Consider the following 11194-nt stretch of genomic DNA (forward strand, 5'->3'; position numbering starts at 1 on the left):
ACGGAAAGAGATTGAATGACTTTTTCATAATAATTTCCCGGAAAAATTGGGTGAACAGGAAATATAGCCCCTCTGCGAAGCTATGAATGAAAATTTCCCTAACTACAAAGTGCGGTGCCATTAAGGCAGTTATCAGCTCCTGATTCAGAAGTATTTGGCTGCAAATCTTTTACATGAACTAAGTCGTATAATTTTAATTTATGCAAAGGTGGCAAAACTGTCACAAACCACAAAAGCTCAGTGCATTTTTTTGAGTGCAGAAAAAAAATCGCTATTTTCTGTACTAAACCCGACGACAGCTATTGCAGATTGATTAAAAACTCCACATTATAAAATCTAATGGGTTGGACTTTTCCTGCCATTGTGTTTGAGTCAACGAACAGGAGACTGACCGGGAATAAAAAAATTCCTGATCAGGCTTCCAGGTTTTAGTTGAGCTTTCCATGATGTCAGCCAATGGACGGCTGCCAGCCCGGGCCACTTTCTATACTGACTCTCTTCAATCATAAGAGTGGCCAATGTACTGATCTTGAGACAGTCGAAAAAAAGGGGCGCCTCCCGATACGGCTGTTGAATCCGAACATCAGACAGGGCAGGGCACAATATGGATATATTTAACCACTACCAGGAGCGATTCCAATCCACGCAGCAGGAAGAGCTCACCATTCAGGAGTACCTCGACCTCTGTAAAGATGACCCCGGAGCCTATGCCAATGCAGCAGAAAGAATGCTGATGGCCATTGGCGAACCACAGATGACAGACACCTCCCGGGACTCTCGCCTCAGTCGTATTTTTTCCAACAAACTGATCAAGCGTTATCCTGCCTTTGAAGAATTCTATGGCATGGAAGAAGCCATTGAACAAATTGTTTCCTACTTCAAGCATGCGGCCCAGGGACTGGAAGAAAAGAAACAGATTCTTTATTTGCTGGGTCCGGTAGGTGGCGGTAAATCCTCTCTGGCGGAAAAACTGAAAGCCCTGATGCAAAAGCAACCTTTTTATGCCATCAAGGGTTCACCGGTTTTTGAATCACCCTTGAATCTGTTCAATGCAGAAGAGGATGGTGACATTCTGACTCAGGAATACGGCATTCCTAAACGTTATCTGGGTGGCATCATGTCACCCTGGGCAGTGAAGCGTCTTAACGAGTTTGGTGGTGACATTACCAAGTTCAAGATTGTCAAACTCCACCCCAGCATTCTTAACCAGGTAGCCATAGCCAAGACCGAACCCGGTGATGAAAACAACCAGGATATTTCCAGCCTGGTGGGTAAGGTGGATATCCGTCAGCTGGAAGAGTATTCGCAGGATGATCCGGATGCTTACAGCTTCTCCGGCGCACTCTGCCGTGCCAACCAGGGGCTGATGGAATTCGTGGAGATGTTCAAGGCCCCCATTAAAGTCCTCCACCCGCTGCTGACTGCCACTCAGGAAGGTAATTACAACAGTACCGAAGGGATGGGCGCGATTCCTTTCAACGGTGTCATCCTTGCTCACTCCAACGAATCAGAATGGCAAACCTTCAAGAATAATAAAACCAACGAAGCCTTTATTGACCGGGTTAACATTGTCAAAGTGCCCTATTGCACAAGGGTGAAAGAAGAGATTCTGATTTATGAGAAACTGCTTTCCAGCAGCTCCCTGAGAGAAGCGCCCTGCGCACCCGATACGCTGAAGATGCTGGCCCAGTTCTCGGTTCTGTCTCGAGTCAAGGAACCCGAAAACTCCAACGTTTATTCGAAGATGCGAGTCTATGACGGTGAAAGCTTGAAGGACACCGACCCTAATGCCAAGCCGCTTCAGGAATACAAAGATGCTGCTGGCGTGGACGAGGGCATGGAAGGACTCTCAACCCGTTTTGCTTTCAAAATTCTCTCAAAAGTCTTTAACTTTGACCCTACCGAAGTGGCAGCAAACCCGGTTCACATGCTCTATGTACTGGAACAGCAGATAGAACAGCAGCAATTCCCGAAAGAAATCCATGAACGCTATCTGCGTTATGTTAAGGAATTCCTGGCGCCGAAATACATCGAGTTCCTGGGCAAGGAAATTCAAACTGCTTACCTCGAGTCATACTCTGAGTACGGGCAAAATATCTTCGACCGCTACATCACCTACGCTGACTTCTGGATTCAGGATCAGGAATACCGTGATCCGGAAACCGGAGACATACTCGATCGAGCTTCAATCAACGAAGAGCTGGAAAAGATTGAGAAGGCCGCCAGCATTGCTAATCCGAAAGACTTCCGTAATGAAGTGGTGAACTTTGTGCTCAGAGCCCGGGCCAACAATCAGGGAAAAAACCCAAGCTGGTCCAGCTACGAGAAAATGCGCACCGTGATCGAGAAGAAAATGTTCTCAAATACTGAAGACCTTCTGCCTGTCATTTCATTCAATGCCAAGAGCAGTAACGAAGACCAGCGCAAACACAACGAGTTTGTGAAACGCATGGTTGAAAGAGGCTATACCGAGAAGCAGGTGAGACTGCTGGCTGAATGGTATATCAGGGTTAGAAAGTCGCAGTAAAATGTCAGGCCTGCGACGCTGTCGCAGGCCCTGTTTAATGGAATTATTCTTTGATCATTTAGATCTCCGGTCAACGTCCGTGGACGGGCAGAAAAAGTGATCAAAAAATGATTTCGAGATCGCTCCGACAGTGACTGATGAATGTCAGAAGCTGGCTTACGGAGCCAAAATAAACAAAAAACGGTGGCAAAATGTCACCCTATTCCGATAACTAATACAGACATGAGCGAAAACAGCCATGAGCGAAGAAAGCTGTAAACAAAAAAGTCATGGAAAAACAGGTATTGGAATAACAAGGTTTTGAACAGGCCGTTCAAAACTGGCGACATAGAAATCATGAAATGTTCTGTGTCATAACAGACAGGGAGCGTGCGAATGAGCATTATTATTGATCGACGTCTGAACGGGAAAAACAAAAGTACTGTCAATCGACAGCGTTTCCTGGACAGATACCGGAAGCACATTAAAAAAGCGGTTTCTGAAGCGGTTAACAAACGCTCCATTACGGATGTGGAATCAGGCAGCCAGGTCACCATTCCCACCAAGGATCTGTCCGAACCCCGTTTTCAGCATGGTCAGGGTGGCCGCTACAAACAGGTTCATCCCGGTAATAAGGAGTTTGTTTCAGGCGACAGAATCAAACGTCCATCCGGTGGTTCTGGCCAGGGTTCAGGTCGAGGCAAAGCCGGTAACTCTGGCGAAGGTATGGATGAGTTCAGCTTCCAGATCAACCATGAAGAGTTTCTGAATCACATGTTTGACGACCTTGAGCTGCCAAACCTGGTTCGAAAGCAGCTTCAGGATGCCACTGAGTTCAAAATGAAGCACGCAGGTTACACCAGTGAAGGTTCTCCTGATCGCTTGAACATTGTTCGCTCCCTGAGATCAGCTCATGCTCGAAGAATTGCCCTGGGTGGTGGTGCCCGCAAAGAAGTAAGAGCGTTAAGGCGACAGCTTCGTGAGCTGGAAGTCAGTCCGGAGGAGACCAATACTCAATTGGTTGAAGAACTTCGTGAGAAGATTAAAGAGCTCAATGGCAAGCTGAAAAAGCTGCCCTTTATTGATGACTTTGATCTCAAGTACAACAACCTGATCAAAGTTCCCAGCCCCAGTAACAAGGCTGTGATGTTTTGTGTCATGGATGTCTCCGGCTCCATGACACAGGAAATCAAAGACATGGCCAAGCGCTTTTTCATCCTGCTCTATCTGTTCCTGCAACGTAATTACAAACAGATCGAAGTCGTCTTTATTCGGCACCACACTGCCGCAAAGGAAGTCGATGAGGATGACTTCTTTTATTCCCGGGAAACCGGCGGAACCATTGTGTCCAGTGCCCTGGAAATGACCCGCGACATTATCAATAACCGTTACAATCCGGTGGACTGGAACATTTATGTTGCTCAGGCTTCCGATGGCGATAACTGGGAAGGGGATTCCAGCGTTTGCTCCAAAATTCTGACTGAACAGATCATGTCAAAGGTTCAATATTTTTCCTACGTCGAAATCACCGACCGGGCTCACCAGAACCTGTGGCGTGAATACGAAAGCATAGCTGAACAGTTCGCCGATCAGTTTGCCATGCAGCAAATCAAAACACCGAATGACATTTATCCGGTGTTCCGTCGCCTGTTTGAGAAAAAAGAAACCGTATAAGCGATAAATCAGTCATGAGTGAGGTGACGGCCATGAGCAAGGGGAAAGCGGCTAAAGAGAAACAACCCATCTCCACGGGTTCAGAATGGACTTTTGATCTCATTCAGGAATACGACCGTGAGCTGGCACGTCTGGCTGACAAGTTCCGGCTGGACACTTACCCGAATCAGATTGAGGTCATCAGTGCCGAACAGATGATGGATGCCTACTCTTCCACAGGTATGCCATTAATGTACAGCCACTGGAGCTTTGGCAAACAGTTTCTCCATACCCAGCAGAATTATCAGCGTGGCCGCATGGGGCTGGCTTATGAAATTGTGATCAACTCCAACCCCTGCATTGCTTATCTCATGGAAGAAAACACCATGACCATGCAGGCTCTGGTTCTGGCCCATGCCAGTTATGGTCATAACTCTTTTTTCAAGAGTAACTATCTGTTCCAGACCTGGACCGATGCCGAGTCCATCATTGACTACCTGATGTTTGCCAAACGTTATGTTGCTGAGTGCGAAGAAAAATATGGCGTTGAAGCGGTTGAAGATGTTCTGGACGCTGCCCATGCTCTTATGAATCAGGGTGTGAATCGCTATAAGCGCCCAAGACCACTATCAGCAGAACAGGAAAAAGAGCGCCAGCAGGAAAGAGCAGAATACATTCAGAGAACCCTGAACGACATCTGGAGCACCATTCCAAAAGCTGAAGAGAAAGAAGAGAAAAAAGTTCAACGCTTTCCCAAAGACCCGGAAGAAAACATTCTCTACTTTCTGGAAAAAAATGCACCACTGCTGGAAACCTGGCAGCGTGAACTGCTGCGAATCGTCAGGAAAGTGTCCCAATACTATTACCCTCAACGCCAAACCCAGGTCATGAACGAAGGCTGGGCCTGCTTCTGGCACTACCATCTTCTCCATGAGCTTTATGAGGAAGGAAAAGTCACCGATGGCTTTATGCTGGAGTTCCTGCACTCTCACTCCAGCGTCGTGTACCAGCCTCCTTTTGATAGCCCACACTACAGCGGCATTAACCCCTACACACTGGGCTTTAGTATGTTCCAGGATATTCGCAGAATCTGTGAAAATCCTACCGATGAAGACAAGCACTGGTTCCCGGACATTGCCGGCAGTGACTGGCTGGAAACCGTGCACTTTGCGATGCAGAACTTCAAGGATGAAAGCTTTATTTTACAATTCCTGTCTCCCAAGGTCATGAGAGACCTCAGACTCTTCTCGATTCTCGATGACGACAGCAAATCCTATCTGGAAGTCGATGCGATTCATAACAGCACCGGATATAAAGAAGTAAGGGAGTCACTGGCTGCCCAATACAACCTTGGGAACCGAGAACCCAATATCCAGGTATTTGACGTCGACGTTCGTGGCGACCGTACCCTGACCCTGAGACATTACCAGCATCAGGGACGCCCGTTGGACAATAGCACTGAAGAATTACTCAGGCATGTACATCGTCTCTGGCAATTTGATGTCAAACTGGAGTCGGTTAACATTGATAACAAGGTCAGCAAAAGCTATCAATGTCCAGATAAGAAAGATTCCGAAAAGTCTCGCTAAAAGATATGAGAGACAAACAAGATTCTTTTTAATATTTAAAACTAATAAGAATTAAAAAGTAATCTAATCCTGCCTGTACCCTATCCATTGATAACCCATACCCCACTGTCATGGCAGTGGGATATGCACCTCCTGTTCGATGCAAAAAAAGGGGATTACGTCCATAGCCTGAGATTTAATCGATAACGATACTCTTAAAGAGCCAAATGCACAGCTAGCTATCTGGTTCTTTAAGAAATAAGCAATATCAAGTCAAAACCATTCAATTCATTAGCACGTCTGATTGACCCAAAACTGTTTATCTATTGTACAATCGCCCCTATCAACTCATAAAATGTTATTAAATCTATTTGAATAGGTCATAAAAGCACATTAAATGCTTCCATCAATTTAAAGCTTCCTGTATAAATAGGCACTTTCATCGTTGAAAATCATTAATACCCCACCGATTTGGCCTGAATTGGGAGTTCCTTGAATGAACGTTTTTGAAGAAATTCATCACCGCCTGAGCAGTAAAGCACGGATCCGCTCTCTGTTTAAAGATGTTCATGTTGAAGATCTTGAGCGTATCATCTCCAGAATGCAGGACGTACTGCAGGAGAAAGTTGAAGCCCGCAATAAAATTGACGAAGAGCGTCAAGCCAAACTGAAAAGCATTGAAGCCGTTAAGCAAATCATGGCTGAGCGTGGCATTTCAATGGATGATCTGGACCACCTGGAAGTAGCGGCTCCAAAACGTCGTCGTAATGTCCAGAGATTTACTTTTGAATACCGGACTGAAGCGGGAGACACCGTTCAGTGGGATGGCTCTACCACAGGCCGTCTGCCACGTGACTTCCAGAGTTACCTGGACCGCACCGGCAAGAAGCGTCTGGACTGCGTGGTTGAAGAAGAATAAGTCGACCGTTTTCAGGATTTCAGACTCGCCTCCAGTCCGCTGTTTCTTGAATACAGACATCATTCAATAGTCAGGGTAACAGACTCTGAGAAACAAACCATTCGAATGACGAGACCATCAGAAGATTAATCGTTTTTTGGTGGTCTGCTAAAAAGCATAAAAGGAGCTACCACTCCTCTTATGCTTTTTTCATGAGTGTTCCAGCTCAAGGCATTTTGCCGGGAAATGGCAAACAAAACGGCTGCCTTTCCCCGGATGACTGCTGATAGTGAGTTTGCCTCCATGTCTTAGCATGACGTGCTTGACGATAGCCAACCCGAGTCCTGTTCCTCCGGTACTCTGGCTACGGCTTTTATCAATCCGGTAAAAACGTTCAGTCAACCTGGGAATATGCATGGGGTCAATACCGACACCGTTATCTTTCACCATCATATGTCCGCCTTCCTTATCCTGCCACCAGCGCAAATGTATCTTGCCACCTTGCGGTGTATAGCGCACAGCATTAAAGACCAGATTCGAGAAGGCACTGCGTAACTCACTGCTACTGCCAGCCAAAAAGACATCTTCAGGACAGTCCAGTGAAATCTGATGCTGGTTTTCGCCACTGAGTGCACACCCGTCTTCAACAATGCTGTTCAGCATGGTTTTAAGATGCACCCCGTTTTCATCTGCCTGAGCTTCGGCCGACTCCAGCTTGGACAGCAACAGCAGGTCTGCCACCAGATTCTGCATTCTCAGTGACTGTTCCTGCATCCTGTTTAGCGCTTTCTCCCAAACAGGAGGCAGGCCTGAATCGGGGCCCAGACTGTCCAGCATGGTTTCAAGGTACCCGGACACAACTGTCAGCGGTGTTCTCAATTCATGAGAAACATTAGCAACAAAGTCTTTTCTCATGACCTCCAGCTGATTCAAACGCGTGACATCTCTCACGGTCATCAGACGATTGCCTTTGCCATACACCGTTATATTAAATTGCAGTTGATAATCCGGATTGACAGGAGAGGGAATCTCAAGAGCTTTTTGATAACCACCCTGCTCAAAGTAGTCAGCAAACCTTGGATCACGCAACAGGTTGGTAATCAATTGCCCTTTATCGTCAGGCGTCTTCAGACCCATCAAGCTTTCAGCAGCAGGATTCCACCATTCCAGGTTACTCTGATTATCGATCATCACAACACCGTCATTAAGCGCAGCAGTTGATTCCTGAACGCGCTCAATCACTCCGGCCAGCTTTTGCCGGGAGCGACTGTGCTGTTTCTGTAATCGATAGATACCATCAAAAATTTCACCCCAGAACCCTTTACTCTCAGGGGGTTCTTTGCTCCTGGCCTTGGGATCATTCAGCCAGACCAGTAGTTTGAAAAGTTGGCGGAAGCTCCAGACAAAATAACCTCCCATCACCACACAGAGCCCTAAAAAAGGTTCTCCAATTAGCCAGCCCAGGGAAAACCCAACAACCAAGTAAGCAACCATACGGCTCAGCAAACGGGTTTTTGAAATTGTTGTCATATTACTCCCGACCAGGGGCCTGACCAACGAGCATAGAAAGTTTACACCCTGGTTGAGAAACGATATCCGGTACCACGAACAGTTTGCACAAAAGCTTCGTAATTATCACCCAACGCTTTTCGCAAACGTCGTATGTGTACATCTACGGTTCGCTCTTCAACATAAACATTGCCACCCCAGACCTGATCCAACAACTGCCCACGGGTATAGGCGCGCTCCTGGTGCGTCAGGAAAAACTGCAGCAAACGGTACTCGGTAGGTCCTATTTCAGCAGGCGAGCCATCAATGGAGACCCTGTGGCTGACCGGGTCCAGTTCCAACCCGTTGATGACAATGGGAGACTGATTATCAAACCCACCTGTACGGCGAAGAACTGCTTTTAAACGAGCAGCCAATTCACGGGGAGAAAAAGGCTTTGTGATATAGTCATCGGCTCCGGTCTCGAGTCCCTGGATTTTGTGGTCTTCTTCACCTTTGGCCGTCAACATGACGATGGGGATTTCAGAAGTCAGCTCGTTGCGCTTTAGACGACGAGCCAGTTCTATGCCGGAGACATCGGGCAACATCCAGTCCAGCAGGATCAAATCTGGTTTGTTATCCACGATCAGAGAGTGCGCTTCTTTCGCATCAGCTGCCTCAAGACAATCATACCCTGCCATTTCCAGAGCAACAGTCACCATTTCGCGAATCGGTGCTTCGTCATCTACGATCAGAATGGTCTTTCCTGGCATTAATCTCTACCTGTTATCTGTCGATTCGATTTCGGCGGTGACTTTCTGGCATCTGTCAGCAGCAGCTCGTTGGGTCTTTACCGGAAGGGTAATGTCTTTTTGATCGCTCAGAGCTGTTTTGATCGCTCAGAGCTGCTTCTCATTACTTTGATCAACCGCACTATACACCGGACATTACACCTTTGAAATGTTACAGACAGATGACACACCCCAGACTGCCACCAGACTCTGAAAACAAAAATATTGCTTAAGAGCTCGCAGGACATGGTTTTTAGCCATTTATGCCGGTACATACCACTAGGATTTCAAACCGCATTGCATATCAAAGATAGCTCACCACAAACCCGACAAAGACAATGGCTCCAGCCCAGTGGTTGTTAAGAAATGCCTTAAAGCAGGCCTCACGCTCACGACGACGAGTTAACCATTGCTGATAAACGAAAAGGGCTGCAACAGCGATCAGTGAGAGAAAGTACAGAACGCCCAACTCCAGCTGATGGCCTACCATGGCGAGAGTTAGCAGAGTAAGCACTTGCAGGCTACCTACGATCAGGTTATCCATCTCACCAAACAGAATAGCAGTGGACTTGATGCCTACTTTCAGATCATCGTCTCGATCCACCATGGCGTATTGAGTATCGTAAGCCACCGTCCAGAAAAGATTGGCCAGAAACATCAGCCAGACGATGTTTCCCAGGGCTCCGCTCTGAGCCGCAAAAGCCATGGGTATCGACCAACCAAAAGCAGCCCCCAGAACCACCTGAGGCAGATGAGTATGTCTTTTTGCGAAAGGGTAAGCCGATGCCAGCAATAGCCCGGCAAAAGAAAGCTGGATGGTAAGAGCATTCGTAAAGAGGACGAGAATAAAAGCCAGAAGCACCATGCCGACAAAATACATCAGTGCTTCTTTTTCCTGAATTTTACCCGTCACCAGTGGTCGATTACGTGTTCGTTCAACATGACCGTCCACTTTCCTGTCAGCAAAGTCGTTAATGACACAACCCGCACTGCGCATCAAAACAACGCCGATCGAAAAAATCACCAGATTCGCCAGACTCGGCACACCTTCTGCTGCAACCCAGAGCGCCCAAAGTGTAGGCCAGAGCAACAGATAAATACCAATGGGCCGATTGAGCCTGGCCAGCTGTAAAAAGTCTTTTAAACGGGGGAATCGCTGCAGAACCACTTCGGTCCCTGCTGATACCACCATGGGTTTCCTGAAATGCATCATAGTGTTTGGCTGTTTATCGGTACTTTTCTTGTCATCGCTGAGGTTTCTGCCGCTCACGGCCTTGAATTATATCGCCAGTTTATCAGGTTAGGGCCGATTCTCACTCCTCTGTCTTTTCAGGCAGATCTGGCAAAAAGATTTCACAAACAGAAATAGACTTTTCGTGCAAATAAAATAACGACCGTCTTCCCCAGGCTGTTTCATCTGAGTATTTTTCCACCAGATGAGGATTAAACTGTCGTGCCGGCAGTTCCGCTACCTCAAATGGCCCCCGTCGCATACCAGGATGGTTAAATAAAAACTCCCCCAGAGGTTTATTGCCCAGTTGCAGCAGTCCCCTGTTAGTGCCAATAAGACTGCTGTGAGGCAATACACTTCGCGCAAACACCCTGGGTCTGCCACCACAAATCAACAGAACTTCCCTGATAGAAGCCATTTTGCTGCAGTGTCTGCTGTTGAATGATCCTGCCATCTCATCAGGAGTGGGCGTTACCTTTGACTGCTCATAGTGATTGAGAAACTTCAGCTCCGAATAGGTCGGCATAAAGGTTCCTTGACGAATAACCTGAACACTGAAGTCGCCATTGTACGCCTGCTTCAGACGCTGCGTCAGGGAGCCTCTGTCCAGCAACCAGTCTCTCCAGGGCTCTGGAATCTGCTGTTTCAGATAATGTCTTGGCTTCCAGGGCAAGCCTGAAAAATCAATAAAAGGCACCCTCACTCCTGCTTCAAAACCTAATTCTCAAGAACTGCACAGACGCCTCTCAGACTGAGGGCAGCTCATCCTGAACCATGAAAAGCAATGACAGGATAGTCACTTCACGGTTAAACACAGGCTGCTATTATTGGCTAAATTTATGGAATTGAGAATGACTTTAAGTTGAAAAGCACAACGATACCCCAACAATTTATCAATTCGCGCGGAATACTCCATCCATAGCTCGCAGAGCTTGGCCGGAGATGGATAGCGACCAGTCCGATAGGACTGGCAAAAGCTTGAATCCTACATAAAAGATAATATATTTGTAAAAATGACTAAACGAGCTTACAAATACCGATTCTATCCAACGTTTGAGC

General features: G+C 47.0%; 8 protein-coding genes. 4 read left to right on the plus strand and 4 right to left on the minus strand.

Going from position 1 to position 11194, the window contains the following annotated elements; translation table 11 throughout:
- The first annotated feature begins 604 nt into the window (after positions 1–604).
- The 4 genes from KDK19_RS06875 (at position 605) to KDK19_RS06890 (ending at position 6646) form a co-directional block, all read left to right on the plus strand.
- Positions 605–2527, plus strand: a complete 1923-nt coding sequence (locus KDK19_RS06875; RefSeq protein WP_257280332.1) for a PrkA family serine protein kinase — start codon at positions 605–607, stop codon at positions 2525–2527.
- A gap of 375 nt (positions 2528–2902) precedes the next feature.
- Entirely contained in the window at positions 2903–4180 is a 1278-nt protein-coding gene (locus KDK19_RS06880; RefSeq protein WP_257280331.1) for a YeaH/YhbH family protein, read from the plus strand.
- A gap of 32 nt (positions 4181–4212) precedes the next feature.
- Positions 4213–5748 (plus strand): SpoVR family protein, encoded by a 1536-nt coding sequence (locus KDK19_RS06885; protein ID WP_257274228.1) that lies wholly within the window; start codon positions 4213–4215, stop codon positions 5746–5748.
- A gap of 475 nt (positions 5749–6223) precedes the next feature.
- A complete protein-coding gene (locus tag KDK19_RS06890; protein ID WP_257255491.1) occupies positions 6224–6646 on the plus strand; it encodes an H-NS histone family protein in 423 nt (140 codons plus the stop codon).
- Positions 6647–6835: 189 nt separating this feature from the next.
- Here KDK19_RS06890 and phoR read toward each other — a convergent pair whose 3' ends face one another.
- The 4 genes from phoR to KDK19_RS06910 form a co-directional block, all read right to left on the minus strand.
- A complete protein-coding gene (gene phoR, locus KDK19_RS06895) occupies positions 6836–8155 on the minus strand; it encodes a phosphate regulon sensor histidine kinase PhoR (RefSeq protein WP_257280330.1) in 1320 nt (439 codons plus the stop codon).
- A gap of 41 nt (positions 8156–8196) precedes the next feature.
- Positions 8197–8886, minus strand: a complete 690-nt coding sequence (gene phoB, locus KDK19_RS06900; RefSeq protein ID WP_257280329.1) for a phosphate regulon transcriptional regulator PhoB — start codon at positions 8884–8886, stop codon at positions 8197–8199.
- 322 nt (positions 8887–9208) lie between these two features.
- Positions 9209–10096, minus strand: a complete 888-nt coding sequence (gene ubiA, locus KDK19_RS06905; RefSeq protein ID WP_257280394.1) for a 4-hydroxybenzoate octaprenyltransferase — start codon at positions 10094–10096, stop codon at positions 9209–9211.
- Between the two features lie 121 nt (positions 10097–10217).
- Positions 10218–10832, minus strand: a complete 615-nt coding sequence (locus KDK19_RS06910; protein ID WP_257280328.1) for a chorismate lyase — start codon at positions 10830–10832, stop codon at positions 10218–10220.
- Between the last annotated feature and the right edge of the window lie 362 nt (positions 10833–11194).

The sequence above is a fragment of the Endozoicomonas sp. ONNA1 genome, assembly GCF_024606325.1.
In the GTDB taxonomy this organism is placed as follows: Bacteria; Pseudomonadota; Gammaproteobacteria; order Pseudomonadales; family Endozoicomonadaceae; genus Endozoicomonas_A.

Excerpts from the sequence above, each read along its gene's own strand:
- KDK19_RS06890 (WP_257255491.1), top strand. The coding sequence starts at position 6,224 with ATGAACGTTTTTGAAGAAATTCATCACCGCCTGAGCAGTAAAGCACGG.
- KDK19_RS06880 (WP_257280331.1), top strand. The coding sequence starts at position 2,903 with ATGAGCATTATTATTGATCGACGTCTGAACGGGAAAAACAAAAGTACT.
- ubiA (WP_257280394.1), bottom strand. The coding sequence starts at position 10,096 with ATGGTGGTATCAGCAGGGACCGAAGTGGTTCTGCAGCGATTCCCCCGT.
- phoR (WP_257280330.1), bottom strand. The coding sequence starts at position 8,155 with ATGACAACAATTTCAAAAACCCGTTTGCTGAGCCGTATGGTTGCTTAC.
- phoB (WP_257280329.1), bottom strand. The coding sequence starts at position 8,886 with ATGCCAGGAAAGACCATTCTGATCGTAGATGACGAAGCACCGATTCGC.
- KDK19_RS06875 (WP_257280332.1), top strand. The coding sequence starts at position 605 with ATGGATATATTTAACCACTACCAGGAGCGATTCCAATCCACGCAGCAG.
- KDK19_RS06885 (WP_257274228.1), top strand. The coding sequence starts at position 4,213 with ATGAGCAAGGGGAAAGCGGCTAAAGAGAAACAACCCATCTCCACGGGT.